This window comes from Brevibacillus composti (assembly GCF_016406105.1).
GTDB lineage: Bacteria > Bacillota > Bacilli > Brevibacillales > Brevibacillaceae > Brevibacillus > Brevibacillus composti.
Window position 1 is genome coordinate 939,103 of record NZ_CP066308.1, and the last position, 18,353, is coordinate 957,455.

Here is an 18,353-nt window from a genome sequence, read left to right on the forward strand (position 1 = left end):
TTTATCTCTCTCTGCAAAAAATGTGGTAAGATGATCATACTATGCATCAGTAAGGAGGAAGCGGCCTTGATTCGCACACAAGCAGGCACTTATGAGGTCATGGAAGACAATCGCGACGGCTGGAATTCGGAAGCGTTCAAAGAGCGCTACAGCGACATTCTTGACAAGTACGACTACATTGTGGGCGATTGGGGTTATGGCCAGCTCCGCTTACGTGGTTTTTACGAAAGCACCAACCGAAAAGTGCCGTTTGAGCAGCGTATTGCTGCTTTGGATGAGTATCTGCAAGAATACTGCAATTTTGGCTGCCCGTACTTTGTCCTCCGCAAAGTAAAAGCCAATCCGCATCATCAGGACCCCTATGCTACCGACGGAGATGAGCGGTATGGGGATGGCGAGGCCAACGGGGCAGAGGAAGAGATTTTTGTCGAGCGCAAGGAGCGCAAGCGCGTCCATCCGCGCCAAAACCGTCAGGATCGCAGCGAGCGAAACCAAAATGCGGGCACGGGAGAGCGGAAGGAGCGGGGAGATCGGCCCAAATTCCGTTCGGACAAAAATGGGCGCGACAACGGAAAGGAACGACGTCCGAATCAAGGTCGTCCTGCTCGCGAAAGGGACAAGGTTCCCACGGGTCAAGGGCAGCCCAAAAAGGAGTAGCTTGAACAAAACAAAACCCCTTCAAGAGAAAGTCGCCGTGTCGCAGCAGACGGAGACGAACTTGGAGGTGTTTTTTCATTGCGTCTCCTTTGGAAGAGATAGATAAACGAGGGATAATTTTGATTGTTTTCCCAATCGTGGTAGAATAGAAAAGGTGTTGATAAAAACAAGTCTTCCTGCATGGGCCAAGCGGCCTTTTTCAGTGGGGGAATTCTAGTAAGGAGCAAACCATGTCAAATCTTGTACGGGTAAAGGTGGAGCAATCCTACCCGATAAAAAGCGAGAAAAAACGCGTTATCTATGCCGACATTTTGCGGGTGTTGGCCACTTTGGCGGTGATCAATATCCATGTGACCAGCTCTTATTCCTTAGCGAGCTTTACAACCACGAACCTGACAGATTGGTGGGTGGAGAACCTCTTTAATTCATTGTCGAGGTGGAGCGTCCCCATCTTTTTTATGGTTTCGGGAATGCTATTGCTGCAAACGAAGAAAGAAGAAACGGTGGGACAATTTTTTCGGAAAAGAACGCAAAAGGTGCTGGTGCCCTTTTTTATTTGGGGATTGATTTATGGACTTGTGAAGACCAGGTATACAGGAGTTCCGTTTGACCTGACGGTTTTTCTAAAAGAACTGGTAACGGGAAAGATTTACCTGCATTTCTGGTTCTTATATACGATCATCGCCCTGTACATATTTACCCCCATTGTAAAGTTTTTTATTGCCCATGCCAAAAAACAGCTCATCATGTATGCGCTGGGGATCTGGTTTGTTTCGACCTGCTGCATTCCTCTGCTTGAGAGAAGCCTGCATGTGAATTTTTACATTAGCAGTAAAATTTCGTTTACGGAAGGGTATTTAGGGCTGTTTGTCTTGGGGTATGTATTGAGTAGAGCAGAGATTGGCAGGAAACTCAGACTCGTGCTCTATGCAGCGGGCATTAGCAGTCTGGCGGCCATCCCTCTGCTGACGTATGTACTGACTGCCAAAAACGGAGGGAAACTGGACGGTTTCTTCTATAATTACTTGGGCCTCGCCGTCGTTCTTGCCTCCACCGCCATTTTTATCGGGAGCAAATCCGTAAACTGGGAAAAGCGTCTGGAGAATTCGAAAAGGCTCCTGCCGTTCCTGAGGACGGTAAGCGACGTGAGCTTTGGCATTTATCTGGTGCATCTGATCTTTCTGGCAGAATTAGGCCGCGGATTTGAAATCTTTCAGTTGCAGACGCCAGCCCTGCTTCGCGTTCCCTTAACCAATCTCGCTGTATTCGCTCTCAGTCTGATCACGGTGTTGGTTCTGCAGAGAGTGCCGCTCCTAAAAAAGATGGTTCCATAAAGGTAAAAAAGTTCACTTTTACTCCCCCGAGACGCCGTTCGCTTTCTGGTAGAAGGCCATGTAATTTTCATCCGGCGAGATGGAAAAAGCGGTAATCGGACTGTCGGCAGCGGCGGTGACCAGCGTCAGCATGACGGAAAACAATCGGGAAAAAATCGGGTTAGCCATAAATCCTCCTCTTGGGTTACATACTCTGCTAAGTAGACGGACGCTGCGTGAAAAAGTTTCACTTCCGCTTCGGAACCAAATAAAATAACCAGTCACCGATTCCATTTCGGCAACTGGCTGCTAACACGGCTATGGTGTTGTGATCCGTGTCTGGCAATACCGGGGCAGCGCCTCAGAGGGCGGCCGTCTTCCTTTGGGGGCTATTCATCCGTACCGGATACGGGGAGGTATCCGCCGTAATACGGATAAGGGTATGGCGGGTAGTACGGGTAAGGGTACGGGTAGGGAGGATAGTACGGATAGTAGGGCTGGTAGTTAAACGGGAAAATGAACGGAACGACAATATCAAAACGTGGTCTTCTGCGTCTCCGCCACTGAACGGGATAGGCCTGCTCCTCTAAATACGCTTGATAATCCTGGGACGGATACCCTGTCGACGCGTCACTTGGCTGTTGTTGGTAAGGCTGCATCGTGCGTATGACACTCCTCTCATGAATTCTCTCTGTTTTCCAGTAGCAGTATACGGGGCATATGCCCCACTGGAGCGTTGTCCCAATGGAAATGGGCGCAAAAAGCCCTGAAGCCAAAAGGCCCAGGGCGATAGGGGGGAGGAAAAGGTAAGCAGCGATTTTATCAGGCTGTCTCCGGTTTGCTCAAGCGATCCGTGATTACGGCAATCGCGCCGTCTCCCGTCACATTGCAGGCTGTGCCGAAGCTGTCTTGAGCGATATACAGCGCGATCATGAGCGATGTCAAGGTCGTGCTGAAGCCGAGCATCGATTCCAACAGGCCCAGCGCAGCCATGACGGCGCCGCCGGGCACGCCGGGAGCAGCCACCATGGTGATGCCGAGCATCAGGATGAACGGGAACATCGTGATAAAGGAGGTAGACATGCCATTGAGCATCATCACGGCCATCGAGCAGGCGACCAGCGTGATCGTGCTGCCGGACAGGTGAATGGTTGCGCAGAGCGGAATGACAAAATCAGCGATTTTATCCGTTACCTTGTTTTCCTTGGTTTGCTTCAGGGTCACCGGAATCGTGGCCGCGGATGACTGCGTGCCGATCGCCGTAAAATAGGCCGGCATCATGTTTTTGAGCAGGACAAACGGGTTTTTCCGCCCCAGCTGTCCAGCGATAACATACTGGATCACCAGGTAAGCCAGATGCATCGCGATAATAATGACGAACACCTTGGCAAACACCGACAGGATCATTTTTACCTGTCCGCCGTAGGTCAGATTGGCGAATACTGACAGGATGTGGTAGGGCAGAAGCGGAATGATCACAGCGGAAATCAGCTTTTCCACGATGGACCGCAGATCAACCATGACCCGCTGGAGGGAATCGCCTTTGACCACCGATGCTCCGAGGCCCAGCGTAAAGGCCAGCAAGAGAGCGGTCATCACGCCCATAATCGGCGGCATGTCCACGGAAAAGAGCGGTGCGACCAATGCCTCCTCCGGATTGGCGAAGGAGTTGTTCATCGCCCCGACTACCAGCAGCTTGGGGAATAGACCGGCACTGACGAGATAAGCGAGCGTACCGGCAACAATAGTGGAGCCGTAGGCGACAGCCGTGGTCAGGCCCAGCAGCTTGCCCGCTCCTTTGCCCAGCTCTCCGATCCCCGGCGCGATGAAGCCGATGATGATGAGCGGGATGGCGAAGCCGAGGAAATTGCCAAAGAGACTGCTATACGTAGCCAATACTTGAATAACGACTTGTGGAGAGATCGAACCAATGAATATACCGAAAATGATGGCGATAATCACTCTGGGCAAAAGCCCCCATTTTTTCATGAGAGAACCCCCTTCTTTGTTCATTGGGAATGTACAATTATTTATCAGGCATGGATACACACAAGGTAACACATCAACTTGCTGAAGTCAGTATCCTCAGGAAAAATAGTAATATTAGAAATATTCAACCAAAATGAAAGTGCAGGAGCACCGCACATTCTTCTCATGCGGGACCTGTCTGCATAAAAAAGGAACATGCCGATAGACATGTTCCTACTTCCGCGATGGCGGTTCGTATTTCCGAATTTAGACGACGGACTCGAGGAAAGAGCGAAGCTCCTCTGCTTCCGCTTCGCTCAGATTGAAAGCGAACTCCAGATAGCCTTCTTCTTTCAGATCGTCGCTTCCGATAATGGCGGAGCGGCCGTTCTGGATGTTAACCACCAGTTTTTTCCCGTAAAAACGGTTGGTGGTCGTAATCGCCAGGTCAAAGCGCGTGGCTTCGGCCATAAAGCTGACAAAGCGCGTCCGCGTCTCCTCGGTGTCATCGTACAGGTAAAAAAGGTCCTGAGACATGTTCTTTTCCTCACTTCCCGATCACATTCTGTTTTTGGTTAAGGTGGTGCAGTGCGCGAACAAACCGGATGGTTTTGGTCTTGGCGCGCATGACGATCGAATCGGTCTCCACGATGTCGTCCCCCAGATAGCGTACGCCCTTTAACAGCTCCCCGTCAGAGACGCCGGTGGCTGCGAAGATGGCGTCGTCACCTTTTACCAGGTCATCCAAGGTCAGGAGCTGTTCCGGTTCCTGCAAGCCCATTTTGATGCAGCGCTGACGCTCCGCTTCATTTTGCGGCTTGAGCTGTGCCTGCATATCGCCTTCGAGGCATTTGATCGCGGCTGCGCTGATCACGCCTTCGGGAGCGCCGCCAATGCCGAGAAAGAGGTCGATCCCCGTCTGCGGCATGCAGGCTGCAATGGCAGCGCCGACATCGCCGTCGCCAAACAGCTTGACGCGTGCGCCGGTCTCCCGGACAGCGTTGATGATGTCCTGATGTCTCTCCCGCTCCTGGATGATGACGGTGACATCCTGAATCCGCTTGTTATTGGCCTCTGCCACGACTCTTACCATTTTTTCGACGGGGTCGTGCAGGCTGATTTTCCCTGCAGCCCGCTTGCCGACGGCCATTTTCATCATATACATATCCGGCGCGTGCAGGAGCGTGCCCCGATCCCCGATCGCCACCACGGACATCGCATTGTTATGCCCCTTGGCGACGATGGTCGTCCCTTCCAAAGGATCGACGGCCACGTCCACTTCCGGCCCTGCCGAATCGGGATGCCCCAGCTTTTCGCCGATATAGAGCATCGGCGCTTCATCCAGCTCACCCTCGCCGATGACGACGGTGCCCCGCATGTTAATCGTATCGAACATCGCCCGCATCGCATTCGTGGCTGCTCCGTCCGCCTCGTTCTTTTTGCCGCGTCCCAACCAATGGGAAGAAGCCAGCGCGGCCATCTCCGTTACACGCACTACTTCCAGTGCCAGTTCGCGTTCCACTTCTGTTCCTCCTTATTCGTATACGGACAAAAACCTAAACCTCATTGTAACATAAATATCAATCCGATTTCGTGACAGCCCGGCCAATTTTGGTATACTGATGGTGGAAAAGGGGTGAGAGCATGAGCAATTCCTATTTGCAGGAAGGGGAATTGGTTCTGATTGTCCTGATTCTCACTTTTGCGATCACCATTTGGTACGCAAAACGTAAGAAGCGGAAGCAATAACAGCAGTTGAACTTGCCTCATGGCTTTAGCCCGTCGAACGGGAGAGAGGCAGTATCGGATGAGGGGGATGTAACATGTACGACGTAAATACAAAGCGGATCGACGAGGTTTTGGATCAAATGTCCCGAATGCTTGCTCTCCTGGAGACCTTGACGGCCCGCGGCAAAGAGGCTCTGCTCGCGGACGAGATCGCGCTGGCGGCGATGGAGAGAGCTCTTCATCTATCGATTGAAGCGGTGATTGACACGGGCAATGCGCTGATTGACGGATTTATCATGCGCGATCCGGGAAGCTATGCGGATATCGTGGAAATTCTTCGGGATGAGACAGTCGTATCGGACGAGCAGGCCGGCGTGCTTGCAAGTGTCGTCGAATTCCGCAGGTATTTGGTCAATGAATACACCAACGTTCCACAGGAAGCGATGATTGCGCTGGCCGGAAGAGGTTTGCCGGTGCTGCGTCAATTCGAGCCTGCGGTGCGGAGCTATCTGGAGAAGGAGCTGTTCTGACAGGCTTCCGTGGATTTTATATACAAAACACTTTCTTTTGTTTACTAAAGTGTCCCGGTTCAGTACAATAAGAAGAAAGGGCGGTGATACGAATGAGCAATAATGAAAATACATCAACCCGCGACCAGATCCTGAACATGCTGAAGGTAAAGGGATCGCTGTCGGTCAGTGATATGGCTGTGGAGCTGGGCATTACGGAAATGGCCGTACGGCGCCATTTGAATACGCTGGAGCGGGACAATTTGATCAAGTCCACTTTGGTCCGGCAGGCGATGGGACGTCCGACCAATGTCTATTCGCTGTCGCAGGAAGCAGACGAACTGTTTCCCCGCAATTATTCTCACTTAACCTTGGATTTCTTGCGAGATTTACAGGATATAGATGGCAATGGAAAGGTAGAAATGCTGTTTCGCCGCCGGGAGAATCGGCTCGAGGAAGCATACCGCCCGCAGATTCAGGGCAGTTTGGAGGAGAGAGTTGCCAAGCTGGCTGAGCTGCAAAACGAGAAGGGCTATATGGTAGAATGGGAAAAGGGCGAAGAGGAAGGGCAGTATTCGATCAAGGAGTACAATTGCCCGATTTCCCAAGTGGCCCGCGAATTCAACCAGGCCTGCACTTGTGAGCTCTCTCTGTTCCGCCGCGTATTGAAGGCCGAAGTGGAGCAAACCTCCTGCATGGCCAAGGGCGGCGAAAAATGCGTGTTTGACATACGCGAGGTGCGCGAGGCGTAGCTCCGTACGGTCTCGACATAACCATACCTGCGATCCACTCGATTTCGAGTGGATTTTCTTTCATACATAGGGAAGATACGACAGACAGAGGCGAATGCCTTTTGGAAGGTTAGGTGGATGGAACCCATGAAAAACTATCGAGGCTATTTGCTTGATCTCGACGGCACGATTTATCGGGGGAGTGAGGCGATTCCGGGCGCAGATGCCTTTATCGAGCATCTGCGCCAGGCTGGCATTCCCTATCTCTATCTGACGAACAATTCGGCTGCCTCGCCGGAGCAGGTCGCGGCCCGTCTGCAAGCGATGGGCATTCCCGCCGAAGCGGGCGAGGTGTACACCTCCGGCATGGCGACGGCCCGTTATCTGGCGAAGCAGGCCCCGCCCGGCACGCCGGTCTACGTCATCGGCGAGGAAGGTTTGCGGGCCGAGATGGCCAAGCAGGGCTTTGTACTGACGGAAAAGGAGCCTCGCTACGTGGTGGTGGGGATCGATCGCAAATTTGATTACGACAAACTGGCCGCAGCTACTCGCGCTATCCGCCAGGGGGCCGAACTGATCGCCACCAACCGGGATGCAGCGCTGCCGTCCGAGCACGGGCTCTCACCCGGAAACGGCTCCCTGGTCGCAGCCGTTTCTGTCGCTTCCGGCAAGGAGCCGGTGGTGATCGGGAAGCCGGAGGCGATCATCATGCGCCTGGCCCTGGAGAAGCTGGGCACTCCCGCCGAGGAGACGCTCATCGTAGGGGACAATCTGCATACCGACATCGACGCGGGAGCGGGCAGCGGCATCGACAGCCTGCTGGTCCTCACCGGATACTCCAGCGCCGAGGATGCTCGCCGACATCTCCGCCAGCCTACGCATATCGCCCGCGATCTGACGGAGTGGCTGCGGATGATTGCCGAGCAGGCGTGACCGGACAGCACGGCAGCGCCGACGGACAGGGAGAAGTTCGGTCCGCGCAGCTAGGTGCAGGATTCTTCCTCCTGTTTCTGACGGTGAGCGATCCGGCTGGAGGCTGCGGCCGCAACGGCGCCAACCAGGTCGTCGAGGAAGGTATGCACGCCATTGCGCTTGCCATTTAACTCCCGGAGTTTGCCGTGTTTCAGCTTGTCGACGTATCCGTAATTGGTAAAGCCGATGCTGCCGTACAGATTGACGATGGCCAGGGCCATCACTTCGTCGATTCCGTACAGGGACTCGTCGCTCTCGATGATCTCCTGAAGCGGGGAGAACAGCATCTTTTCTTCCGCCAGGACGTCCAGCTGAATCCCGGTCATCAAGGCATTTTGCACCTCGCGTTTTCTCAGCACGGCGTGAACGCTCTCTCGGCAAGCCTCCAGAGTCAAATGAGGAAAATAGTCCTTTTGCAAAAACAGCACGATCTCGGCAATGTCGTCGACATCGACGCCCCGTTTCTGCAGCAGCTCCAGCGTGACGTCATAGCAGGTCATGCTGTTGAGCGGACTGTACTCTTTCATCAGAGAGACCCCCTTCTCTTCGCACGAATTGGCACGAAGGTAGTATTCGCAGGGATCTAGGCACCTATCCCGGCGTTTTTACATACTCTGCTTGGTGAGAAGGTGTAAAGGAGGGTTGTTCTAATGGAATATCAGCAGCTTCTGCAGGAGTCTTACGGTTTTACGCTGACGCATGCGGCGAGAAAAGGACCCGGGATCGAACTGATGACGGACCGCGGTCTGTTTTATCTCTATGAAGCGCCTGCGGTGTATAAATACAAGAAGAAATTCGTCGAGCAGGTGCGAAAAGAGCTGCAGGAGAGAAAAGAGCTGGTCCCGCTCAGCCTGATGAAAACGGTCAACGGACAGCCGCACATGCTCCACGAAGATCAGCTCCTGTATCTGTACCGGGGCGTCAGGGAGACGGTGCCGGAAAATCCCTCCTTCGAAAGCGGTCAGGTGCTGGCCCGGTTCCACCAAGGGACGGGCAGCTTGAAAGGGGAAAAGCTTTTCCTGCCGTACAGTTCGCTTGGCAGCTGGCCGGCGATGTGGAGGAAAAAACTGCGCCAGTACGAAGGCTATCGCGACGAAATGGACGAATGGACCGAAGCGCTCAGCCCTCTGGATGTATACCTGTTGACCAGCTATACCTATGTCCACCAGCTCGGGGAGACGGCCGTCCAGTACCTCTACCACGCGGATTACGAAAAAGTGGTCAAGGAGACGTCCGCTTGCGGCAAGGTGGCCTACCAAAACTTCGAGCCCGGCTACGTGCTCTGGGACGAGGAGCGCGGCCCGTATCTGACCGGGGAATGGAACTGGGTGCTGGATATGCGGACGAGGGATATCGGCCAATGGATCAAGACCGTGGTGCGGCGTCACGGGTGGCAGGAGGAGAGCATCGTCTCCTTTCTCGACGGCTACAACAGTGTCACGCCCCTGTTGGAGAGCGAGTATGCGGTGATTTACGGTCTTCTCTTGTATCCGGGAAGATTTCTGAAGCTGGTGGAAGGGTATCGGGAGCTGCCCCTCGAAGAGAAGCAGAAAGTGGATGGGGACAGCTGGCAGCAGCAAATGGATGAGGAGCTGCTGCGGATGGAAGAGGCGCTGATTCAGTATCCGCTGCTGGTTCACCGGCGATATGGCGTGCCCATCCCGCAAATTGATTGGTTGTGGAGGTCTGATGATGACGAAGCCGCTCGTGTATGTGACGAGGAAGTTAGCCAGGGAAGTAATCGATGAGCTAAGGGAAGTTGCCGCAGTAGAGGTATGGGAGGAGGATCGCCCCTGCCCGAGAGAGGTTTTTTTGCAAAAAGCAGAGCAGGCTGAAGCTCTCCTCACGATGCTGACGGACCGCGTAGATGAAGAATTGCTGACGCGCGCGCAGAACCTAAAGGTCGTGGCCAACATGGCCGTCGGCTACGACAATATCGATGCCGAAGCGGCAAAAAAACGCGGCGTGACGGTGACAAATACGCCGGATGTGCTGACGGAAGCGACTGCCGACCTGACGTTTGCCTTGCTGATGGCGACAGCCCGCCGGATTACGGAGGCGAACCGCTTTTTGCTGGCGGGGGAATGGACCTCCTGGAGTCCGAACCTGCTGGCCGGGCAAAATGTCTACCATTCGACGCTGGGCATCATCGGCATGGGACGAATCGGAGAAGCAGTCGCCCGCAGAGCGCAAGGCTTCGGGATGAAGATTCTGTACCATAACCGCCGCCCCAAGCCGGAATCGGAGGAGAGGGTCGGCGCCGGGTATAGACAGCTCGATGATCTGCTGCGCGAGTCTGACTATGTCGTCATGCTCACGCCGCTCACTCCGGAAACGAGACAGATGATGGGCGAGCGGGAGTTTTCCCTGATGAAGCCGACTGCTGTCTTTATCAATGTGTCCCGCGGGGGAACGGTGGATGAGGAGGCATTGTACCGGGCATTGGCAGAGAAAAAAATCTGGGCGGCCGGACTGGATGTCTTCCAGAAGGAGCCCGTGCCGATGGATCACCCGCTGCTCACGCTGCCCAATGTGGTCGCACTGCCCCACATCGGCAGTGCTACATACCAGACTCGCCTGGAGATGGCCAAACTGGCTGCGGCCAACATCCGCGCAGTGCTGGAAGGAAAGGAGCCCGTCACACCGGTATGACACTCCTGAAGATCCTGCTTGCGACAGCCCTGCTCGCTTTGGCGGCCGCGGCCTATGTGGCGCTGCGCGTGACGTGGAAGCTGATCCACCCTCTGGGCAAACCGGTAGACAGCAGGCCCGAGGAGTATGGGGTGGAGACGTACGAGGAGATCTCGTTTCCCAGTCGGGAGAGAGGGATTACGATAAAAGGGTGGTATCTCCCGGCACAAGCGGGCGGAAATGAACAGCGCCGGCAGACCCTGATTTTCTCTCACGGCTATGGCCAAAATCGCCTGGAGCCGCATCTCCCTGCTCTCTCGCTCGCGTCCCGTCTGGTAGCCAGCGGATACGACGTGCTGATGTTTGATTTTCGCAACAGCGGGGAATCTTCGCCGGCCCTGACGACGATCGGACTGCGGGAGCAGGAGGACCTACTGGGGGCGATCGATTACGTGGAGAGCACCCGGCCGGGGCAACGAATCGGACTGGTGGGCTTCTCGATGGGGGCGGCTACCTCTCTGCTGGTGGGGGGACGCGATCCGAGAGTGGAGGCGATTATCGCCGATTCGCCGTTTTACTCCCTCAAGGAGTATCTGGAAGAAAACCTGCCGCAGTGGACAGGCCTTCCCCGTTTTCCCTTTAATGGGCTGATTCTGACGCTGAGCCCCTTGATGCTGGGAGCAAATCCCCGGCATGTCCGGCCTTTTGAAGCGGTGAAACAAGCGGAAAAGCCGATCCTCTTCATCCACGGGACGGGGGATCGGACCGTTCCCAGCTCCAATAGCGAGCTTCTCTACCGGCACGCGGGGCACCCCCACTCGGAGCTGTGGCTCGTCCCGGGACCGGGCCATGTGCGGACCTATCCGCATGATCCGGAGGCATACCAGCAGAAGGTGCTTTCCTTTCTCGAACGAGTTTGGGGAAGTTCGCGCCTGTCCCCGCCTCGATTGGTCTCCCACGCAAAAAAGCCCTCGCCGGCCGAATGACCGGGGAGGGCTCTTTGTATCCCACTTAGAATACTTGCTGTACTTCTTTTACGCCCGGAATTTCTTCCAGCAGGGCGCGCTCAATCCCAGCTTTGAGGGTAATGGTCGAAGAAGGGCAGCTGCCGCAAGCGCCCATCAAACGAAGCTTGACGATGCCATCCTCTACGTCTACGAGCTGCACGTCACCGCCGTCGCGCTGGAGGTAAGGACGCAATTTATCCAAAACTTCTTCCACTTGATCGAACATGTTATCCATGGGGTACTCACTCCTTTCCATTCCTCCTTCCATTATAATCCCCGTGTCAATAGAAATCCATGACCGGATCCCCCTGGTTTGCAGTTTGCAGAATTTGGGCGAAGAAAGGAAGAAGCGTGGACTTTTTGTCCGGGGTGCATGTTATAATAAAGCAGAATATCATCAAAACGGTCATAGCCGTTTTGAGGACCGCAAGAGGTCGCATCACAATTTCTTGAAAAACGTCGACGAGGCTGGGTTTTTACGGTAGTGGGGCGTTTTTCGCAGAAAAGATGAGGGGTCTGGTGCCGTGAACGTATACGGAAATATCAAAGAACTGATCGGAAATACGCCAATTGTCGAATTGTCACAGTTTTCGCTGCCGGAGGGCGTCCGCTTGTTCGCCAAGTTGGAGTATTTTAATCCGGGCGGCAGCGTGAAGGACAGACTGGGCCTGGAGCTGATCCGGGCAGCGGAAGAGAGCGGGCAGCTCAAGCCGGGCGGCACGATCATCGAGCCGACAGCGGGGAACACGGGAATCGGACTTGCCTTGGCGGCGGTCGGTACAGGATACCGCGTCATTTTTTGTGTGCCGGAAAAGTTCTCCGAGGAGAAGCAAGAGCTGATGCGGGCCCTGGGGGCAGAAGTCGTCAATACCCCGACCGAAAAGGGGATCAAGGGAGCGATCGCCAAAGCGCAAGAGCTGGCAGCCAGCATCCCCGGCGCCTTCGTGCCGCAGCAGTTCGCCAATCCGGCAAACCCGGACGCTCACTATAAGACGACCGGGCCGGAGATTTGGGAACAAATGGAAGGGAAAGTGGATGTATTCGTAGCAGGGGCAGGTTCCGGCGGCACATTCATGGGAGCCGCTCGTTACCTGAAAGAGAGGAATCCGCAGATCAAGACCGTCATCGTCGAACCGGAAGGCTCCATCCTCAACGGAGGCGAACCGGGTCCGCACAAGACGGAGGGCATTGGCATGGAGTTCTTGCCGCCGTTTATGGATACGGGCTATTTTGACGCGATCCATACGATCTTGGACACCGAGGCATTTGATCTCGTGAAGCAGCTGGCAGCCAAAGAGGGGATCCTCGCCGGCAGCTCGTCTGGAGCGGCATTGGCAGCAGCTTTGCGAGAAGCGGAAAACGCCAAGCCGGGAACTCATATCGTCACCTTGTTTGCCGATGGCAGCGAGCGCTATCTGAGCAAGAAAATCTATCAAGGAGGGGTATAAGATGCGCATCAAAACGCGTTTGATCCACGGAGGAATCGAGGGAGATCCGCATACAGGAGCCGTCTCGGTCCCGATTTATCAAGTCAGCACGTACAAACAGGAAGCCATCGGCCAGCATAAGGGATTCGAATACTCCCGCACGGGGAACCCGACCCGGCATGCGCTGGAGACGTACATCGCCGAGCTGGAGGGCGGTGCCCGCGGACTGGCGTTCGGTTCCGGCATGGCCGCTCTTTCGACGATTTTGTCGATGTTCAACAAGGGCGACCACATCATCGTCGGGGATGACGTGTACGGCGGTACGTACCGCGTGATTACCCGCGTATTTTCGCGACTGGGCCTGGAAGCCACCTATGCCGATACAGGCGACATGGATGCGGTAAAAGCGGCCATCCGCCCGGAAACCAAGGCGATTATCCTGGAGACGCCGACCAACCCGCTGCTTAAAGTGAGCGATATCGCGGCGGTGTCGAAGATTGCCAAAGAACATAACCTGCTCCTCATCGTAGACAACACCTTTATGACGCCGTACTGGCAGAACCCGCTCGACCTGGGGGCGGATATCGTCTACCACAGTGCGACCAAGTATCTGGGCGGACACAGCGACGTCGTAGCCGGTTTGGTCGTGACCAAGGAAGCGGCATTGGGCGAAGAGCTTCATTTTCTGCAAAATGCCATCGGCGGCATCCTCGGACCGCAGGATTCCTGGCTGCTCCTGCGCGGGATGAAAACACTGGGCGTACGCATGGAAGAGCATGAGCAGAATACGCGCGTGCTGGCAGACTGGCTGAACAAGCGCAGCGACATCAGCCGCGTGATCTATCCGGGCCTGCCCAGCCACCCGCAGCATGAGCTGGCGAAAAAACAAGGCCGCGGCTTTGGCGGCATGATCTCCTTTGATGTCGGCAGTGCAGAGCGTGCCGATGAAGTATTGACCCGCGTTAAATACTTTACGCTGGCCGAGTCCCTCGGTGCTGTCGAAAGCCTGATCAGCGTACCTGCACGGATGACCCACGCATCCATCCCGGCGGATCGCCGGGCAGCGCTGGGCATCACAGACGGCCTGGTCCGCATCTCTGTCGGGATTGAAGACGTCGAAGATCTGATTGAAGATCTGGATCAAGCTCTCTCCAAGTGATAAGATGAAAGAAAACGGCGGGGGGCAGCGAGCATGAGCGTTGAAATCAAAGTGTACGGTACGGAGCAGCTATGCGCCAGTTGTGTCAATTTGCCATCGGCAAAGGAAACAGCGGAGTGGCTGCGAGCCGCTGTCGGCCGCAAGTACGGGAGCGACAGCGTCAGCATCACCTACAGCGATTTTCAACAGCCAGAGACAGAGGAAGACAAAAGCTGGTCGAAGCGCATCATTGAGGAAGATTTGTGGTATCCGCTTGTCGTAATTTCCGGGGAAATTGTCGGCGAGGGAAATCCAAAGCTCAAAGATATCTACCAGAAGCTGGAGAGCATGGGCCTGCAGCCTGTGGCTGCGACAGTGGACAGTGAATAACCGATAAATACAGCTTGTCGAAACGGTCAGACGGATAACGGTCTGGCCGTTTTTTCTTGCTTTCAGAATGTGCAATCGTTGCCGTGGTGAGAAGAAGCCTGTTTCCCTGCTTGGCTCCGGGTTCCGCCCTGCATCCGTGCAGGGCGGAACCCGGAGCGGGGCAGGGGAGCATGATTCTTCTCTCGGCAGCTACGTACCTTTAGGCGCTATGGAGCGGGGCAGTTCCGGCATCCGTGCAGGGCGCAATCCGGAGCGTAGCAAACACTGTCTGCAAAATCCGGGTGGAGACATTTCGCAATATCCCTCTCACAAGGGCTTTGGTCAGACAGGGAAGCGCAGCTCCGTTACATACCCGGCTGCGAAAATAGAAGAAGTGATTTTTATGAATATTCGTTATAATGAGTCTAATGCCTCACTCCGGTATGCTTCCAATGTCCTGCAATCATTTGACTATATGTATCCAGATTTTATTCCGGCACCGGATGGCAGAACCAAAAGAGGAAAGGGTGAAAAGTTTGCGAGTTAGGACAAGAGCGTTGGCTGCGGGGCTATTCCTGGGGAGCATGCTGTTTGGATCGACAGCTTCGGCTGACACCTGGAGCGAGCCCCCGCAAACGGAAAGGTGGAGCGAGGCTGCCCAAACCGAAGTGTGGAGCGACCCGCCCAAGACAGAAGTGTGGAGTGAACCACCCAAGACAGAAGTGTGGAGCGGCCAATCCCCGCAACAGCAGCCTGCAGCTTCCGTCGGCACAGGGGCCAGTACCCTAATCACGATCAAGCTGGGGAGTTCCGCGGCAAACGTAAACGGAAAGGCCGTGACGATGCAGACGGCTCCCGTGACGATCCAGGGCAGAACATTCGTGCCGCTCCGCTTTATAGCCGAAGCATTGGGGGCCCATGTGGAGTGGGAGGCCACCGAGCAGAAAATCACATTGACGCGGGCGGGACAAACGGTTCAACTGTGGGTCCATCAATCCATTGCGATCGTAAACGGAAAATCGGTCAAGCTGGAAGCGGCCCCTACGGTCGTCCAAGGCACGACGGTCGTGCCGCTGCGGTTTATCGGGGAAAGCCTGCAGCAAGAGATCGCCTTTGATCCCCAGACCCAGACGATTACGCTCAAGGGAGCGGCGAGCTCTGCGAGCGGCTCCCCGACCCAGCCAGCGCCCACCGCCCATGCGGACGCCTCGGCATTCATCGGGGCATGGTCCCTCTGGGTACCGGGCAGCATGACGAGCTATTACTACCAGGATACCGGGCAATACGCCACCAGCACCTACACCCCGGGAGCAGGTGCGGGCTCCTTGGTTATCCAGCCAAATGGCACCTATGAGATGAATCACACCCTCCAAGGGAAAGGGGCCGGTACATGGCGACTGGCAAAAGCAGGCGAGGTTCCGGGCTTTGACCAGGCGATCATCCTGACGGGCGGGCCGGGAGATGCCGATTGGGCGGTGATCCGCAATCCCAATGGCAGCCTGGTGCTGTCGGGGGATTCCGGCGGGGTCTATACCGATGGCAGCAAGATTTGGATCAAGGATTCGGAGGTAACCAAAGGAAAGCCGTAGCGCAAACAGAAATGCGATCGGCGTCATGTTCTACGCCCTTGCTCCCTTTCATATACATCGAGCGAAATGGACAAAAGGGGAGAAGGGCGATGGAGGAAAAGCTGGCCCGGTATTACCAGCTAAAAGAGGAGCAGAAAAAAATAGAGGAGGAACTGCAGGCTCTACGGCAGGACCTCCTCGAGCAGTACGCACAGGCAGGCCCCATTCGCGCGGGAGCCTACCAGATGGTCGTCAATTATCAAGAGCGGCGGGAGTATGATGACAATCGGCTGTATAATGCCTTGCCGGACGCTTCCTTGTGGAGACTGGTGTCAAGGGCGGATGTGGGGAAAATCAACAGCCTGCTCAAGCTGAACGTTATCCACGAGGGAATCCTGGAAGGCACCTATGAGCGGAAGCAAGTGCCTGTGATCAAGGTGCAAAAATCGTAATGTAAAAAAAGTCATACAGGGCCGCGAAGGAAAGAACAGAAGAAGTGAATCTGCTGTTCGGAGACAATTTTATCAGTTATGTCATCGATGACAAAAACGGGATGTCTTTCAATATCTTTGGCGTGCAAGACATCCGAAAGCATAATTCATCCCTCAAAGATCAGGTGACTTCTATTGCGTTTCATAATCCGAATATCAAAGTGGTGGATTACAAGGTCGATACAGGCATCTCTCAAAATGGGTATCGGCTGGTGAATATGATCGTCACCGTACAGGTTTTAACGAACCATGTAGAAAAAGCTGATATATTGTTCGTTCAGTTTGATCATGAAAAAACAACAACCCACGATTTTGGGGAGATCACCGTTCAAAACTGCCTGCCTTTCCATAAGGAACATTTGGCGCCTTCTGGAGAATATAAAGTCGGTTATTCAGCTCTGAAGCGGATTGCCACCGGTTCCCTCCACACCAAGAAAGAACATGATTTTATCACGATGACTCCCATTCTTTCCTACAGATTGGGGGACAACGAGCACCTTTACAACATGCCAGGCGTTCTTTATGGCATTCTCGATTCCGACCAGGATAAAATCAAAAAAATCATGCAACGGGGGGAAGAGTAAGAACATGGGAGGCTGTGCAGTTATATTTGGAGTAAAAAAGCCGATTTTTTCCTCCATGCGGGAAAAATCGGCTTTTCACTTTATGGGAGGAAGGGCGTTGGTGGTTGTCCTTAACCCAAATGTTTTTTGTACATCCACAAAACGCCGCTCTTCATGACACGAGGCATCTGGCCGACGAGGGACATTTTTCCCATGACGCCGAAGCCTTCTTTTTTGCCCAGCGAGCCGAGGAAGCCTTTGTGCTTGATCGCCGGCAGCGAAGCGGGATATTCATCCCCGCGGAAATCTTTTTTCAGGATCATGGCGATCTGGTCGCCCTGCAATTCCGCAGTCTGCGCGCTTGGCGCCAAAGGCAGGCTCGCGCAGTCGCCGACGACGTAGACATTGGGATGGCTCGGCAGCTGATGGTAGGCATTCAGCTTGGCTCGTCCGATATTGTCTGTTTCGATCGGCAGGGCACGGACGATCCGATTGGCTTGAATCCCGGCTGTCCATACGATTACATCGCTCTCTACCGGTTCATCGTGGTTGTAGAGCACGCCCGGTTCGACTCGGTTGACGTTCGCCATCGAGACCAGTTGCACATCGTGTTCGACAAACCATTGGGAGGCGTATTCTTGCAGTTTTTTCGGGAACGGGCTGAGAATGCTTTCGCCGCGGTCGACGATGCGAATATTGAGGTCGGGACGGCTTTCCCGCAGTTCGGAGGCCAGCTCCACGCCGCTCAGCCCTCCGCCGACGATCGTCACGGTCTGGTATGGATTGAGGTTGTTGATGGCCGCGTAAGTATTGCGCGTAGCGCTCATGGTTTGAATGGAATTCGTAAATTCTTGGGCTCCGGGGATATCGTGATAACGGTCTTCGCATCCCAGGGCCAGTACCAGCCAGTCATAGGAAAGGGAGTCGCCGCCTGCAAAATGGACGAGTCTCTCGTCCAGATCTACTCCCGATACTTCTCCGTACTTGATTGTCAATCGGGGATCGTTCGGAAAAGCCACACGTACGGACATTTCCGGTTCTGTGCCTGCAGCCAGAGCGTAGTACTCCGTCTTTAATCCGTGAAACGGCATCCGGTCTACAAGCGTGACGAAGACGTCATCTGGCAATTCAGGGGACAGGATGCGCTCAATAATCCGCAGACCCCCGTATCCTCCGCCAAGGATAACAAGTCGTTTCATAAGAAGGTCTTTCCTTTCTTCTGTCCGTTATTTTACAGCACCCACTCTATTGTTAGTCTCTTTTGTACAAATTGCAAGCAGA

General features: G+C 54.7%; 23 protein-coding genes. 15 read left to right on the forward strand and 8 right to left on the reverse strand.

The window, feature by feature from the left end:
- Positions 1-66 precede the first annotated feature (66 nt).
- A complete protein-coding gene (locus JD108_RS04935) occupies positions 67-657 on the forward strand; it encodes a YutD family protein (protein WP_228728313.1) in 591 nt (196 codons plus the stop codon).
- 230 nt (positions 658-887) lie between these two features.
- On the forward strand, positions 888-1,991 hold the full coding sequence (locus JD108_RS04940; RefSeq protein WP_198828805.1) for an acyltransferase: 1,104 nt from the start codon (positions 888-890) through the stop codon (positions 1,989-1,991).
- A gap of 18 nt (positions 1,992-2,009) precedes the next feature.
- Here JD108_RS04940 and JD108_RS04945 read toward each other — a convergent pair whose 3' ends face one another.
- From JD108_RS04945 to glpX, 5 genes are all read right to left on the reverse strand, one after another.
- On the reverse strand, positions 2,010-2,159 hold the full coding sequence (locus JD108_RS04945; RefSeq protein ID WP_198828806.1) for a hypothetical protein: 150 nt from the start codon (positions 2,157-2,159) through the stop codon (positions 2,010-2,012).
- A gap of 200 nt (positions 2,160-2,359) precedes the next feature.
- Positions 2,360-2,629, reverse strand: a complete 270-nt coding sequence (locus tag JD108_RS04950; RefSeq protein WP_198828807.1) for a hypothetical protein — start codon at positions 2,627-2,629, stop codon at positions 2,360-2,362.
- Between the two features lie 163 nt (positions 2,630-2,792).
- Entirely contained in the window at positions 2,793-3,959 is a 1,167-nt protein-coding gene (locus JD108_RS04955; RefSeq protein WP_198828808.1) for a dicarboxylate/amino acid:cation symporter, read from the reverse strand.
- Positions 3,960-4,205: 246 nt separating this feature from the next.
- A complete protein-coding gene (locus JD108_RS04960; protein WP_198828809.1) occupies positions 4,206-4,475 on the reverse strand; it encodes a DUF3055 domain-containing protein in 270 nt (89 codons plus the stop codon).
- Positions 4,476-4,485: 10 nt separating this feature from the next.
- Entirely contained in the window at positions 4,486-5,460 is a 975-nt protein-coding gene (gene glpX, locus JD108_RS04965; RefSeq protein WP_198828810.1) for a class II fructose-bisphosphatase, read from the reverse strand.
- 122 nt (positions 5,461-5,582) lie between these two features.
- On the opposite strand from glpX, the gene JD108_RS04970 reads away from it, so the two are divergent.
- From JD108_RS04970 to JD108_RS04985, 4 genes are all read left to right on the forward strand, one after another.
- Complete coding sequence (locus JD108_RS04970) at positions 5,583-5,687, forward strand: amino acid ABC transporter permease (RefSeq protein WP_198828811.1); 105 nt, start codon at positions 5,583-5,585, stop codon at positions 5,685-5,687.
- Between the two features lie 74 nt (positions 5,688-5,761).
- A complete protein-coding gene (locus JD108_RS04975) occupies positions 5,762-6,196 on the forward strand; it encodes a DUF86 domain-containing protein (protein ID WP_198828812.1) in 435 nt (144 codons plus the stop codon).
- Between the two features lie 92 nt (positions 6,197-6,288).
- Positions 6,289-6,927 carry a helix-turn-helix transcriptional regulator gene (locus JD108_RS04980; RefSeq protein ID WP_198828813.1) on the forward strand — a complete coding sequence of 213 codons (639 nt, stop codon included), beginning with the start codon at positions 6,289-6,291 and terminating at the stop codon, positions 6,925-6,927.
- Positions 6,928-7,053: 126 nt separating this feature from the next.
- Positions 7,054-7,839: a TIGR01457 family HAD-type hydrolase gene (locus tag JD108_RS04985; RefSeq protein WP_198828814.1), complete on the forward strand. Its 786-nt coding sequence runs from the start codon at positions 7,054-7,056 to the stop codon at positions 7,837-7,839.
- 50 nt (positions 7,840-7,889) lie between these two features.
- Here the strand turns inward: JD108_RS04985 and JD108_RS04990 are convergent, their stop codons facing one another.
- Positions 7,890-8,405, reverse strand: coding sequence for a phosphatidylglycerophosphatase A family protein (locus JD108_RS04990; RefSeq protein ID WP_198828815.1), 516 nt, complete (start codon positions 8,403-8,405; stop codon positions 7,890-7,892).
- Positions 8,406-8,528: 123 nt separating this feature from the next.
- Here JD108_RS04990 and JD108_RS04995 point away from each other — a divergent pair, with 123 nt between their 5' ends.
- From JD108_RS04995 to JD108_RS05005, 3 genes are read left to right on the forward strand one after another with little or no spacing between them, the layout of a single operon-like run.
- Positions 8,529-9,626 (forward strand): hypothetical protein, encoded by a 1,098-nt coding sequence (locus JD108_RS04995; protein ID WP_198828816.1) that lies wholly within the window; start codon positions 8,529-8,531, stop codon positions 9,624-9,626.
- Entirely contained in the window at positions 9,571-10,530 is a 960-nt protein-coding gene (locus tag JD108_RS05000; protein ID WP_198828817.1) for a 2-hydroxyacid dehydrogenase, read from the forward strand. Before JD108_RS04995 ends, JD108_RS05000 begins: the two co-directional genes overlap by 56 nt.
- Positions 10,527-11,495: an alpha/beta hydrolase gene (locus JD108_RS05005; protein ID WP_198828818.1), complete on the forward strand. Its 969-nt coding sequence runs from the start codon at positions 10,527-10,529 to the stop codon at positions 11,493-11,495. The genes JD108_RS05000 and JD108_RS05005 overlap by 4 nt, the downstream gene beginning before the upstream one ends.
- A 25-nt stretch (positions 11,496-11,520) precedes the next feature.
- On the opposite strand, the gene JD108_RS05010 is transcribed toward JD108_RS05005, so the two are convergent.
- Entirely contained in the window at positions 11,521-11,742 is a 222-nt protein-coding gene (locus tag JD108_RS05010) for a NifU family protein (protein ID WP_003389720.1), read from the reverse strand.
- Between the two features lie 298 nt (positions 11,743-12,040).
- Here JD108_RS05010 and cysK point away from each other — a divergent pair, with 298 nt between their 5' ends.
- From cysK to JD108_RS05040, 6 genes are all read left to right on the forward strand, one after another.
- Positions 12,041-12,964 carry a cysteine synthase A gene (gene cysK, locus JD108_RS05015; protein ID WP_198828819.1) on the forward strand — a complete coding sequence of 308 codons (924 nt, stop codon included), beginning with the start codon at positions 12,041-12,043 and terminating at the stop codon, positions 12,962-12,964.
- 1 nt (position 12,965) lies between these two features.
- Positions 12,966-14,102 (forward strand): bifunctional cystathionine gamma-lyase/homocysteine desulfhydrase, encoded by a 1,137-nt coding sequence (locus JD108_RS05020; protein WP_198828820.1) that lies wholly within the window; start codon positions 12,966-12,968, stop codon positions 14,100-14,102.
- Between the two features lie 33 nt (positions 14,103-14,135).
- A complete protein-coding gene (locus JD108_RS05025; RefSeq protein ID WP_198828821.1) occupies positions 14,136-14,471 on the forward strand; it encodes a YuzD family protein in 336 nt (111 codons plus the stop codon).
- 506 nt (positions 14,472-14,977) lie between these two features.
- Positions 14,978-16,039, forward strand: a complete 1,062-nt coding sequence (locus JD108_RS05030) for a copper amine oxidase N-terminal domain-containing protein (protein ID WP_198828822.1) — start codon at positions 14,978-14,980, stop codon at positions 16,037-16,039.
- 89 nt (positions 16,040-16,128) lie between these two features.
- Positions 16,129-16,470 carry a hypothetical protein gene (locus JD108_RS05035; RefSeq protein ID WP_198828823.1) on the forward strand — a complete coding sequence of 114 codons (342 nt, stop codon included), beginning with the start codon at positions 16,129-16,131 and terminating at the stop codon, positions 16,468-16,470.
- A gap of 44 nt (positions 16,471-16,514) precedes the next feature.
- Complete coding sequence (locus JD108_RS05040) at positions 16,515-17,093, forward strand: hypothetical protein (protein ID WP_198828824.1); 579 nt, start codon at positions 16,515-16,517, stop codon at positions 17,091-17,093.
- Positions 17,094-17,203: 110 nt separating this feature from the next.
- Here the strand turns inward: JD108_RS05040 and JD108_RS05045 are convergent, their stop codons facing one another.
- Positions 17,204-18,271 carry an NAD(P)/FAD-dependent oxidoreductase gene (locus JD108_RS05045; RefSeq protein WP_198828825.1) on the reverse strand — a complete coding sequence of 356 codons (1,068 nt, stop codon included), beginning with the start codon at positions 18,269-18,271 and terminating at the stop codon, positions 17,204-17,206.
- Positions 18,272-18,353 lie beyond the last annotated feature (82 nt).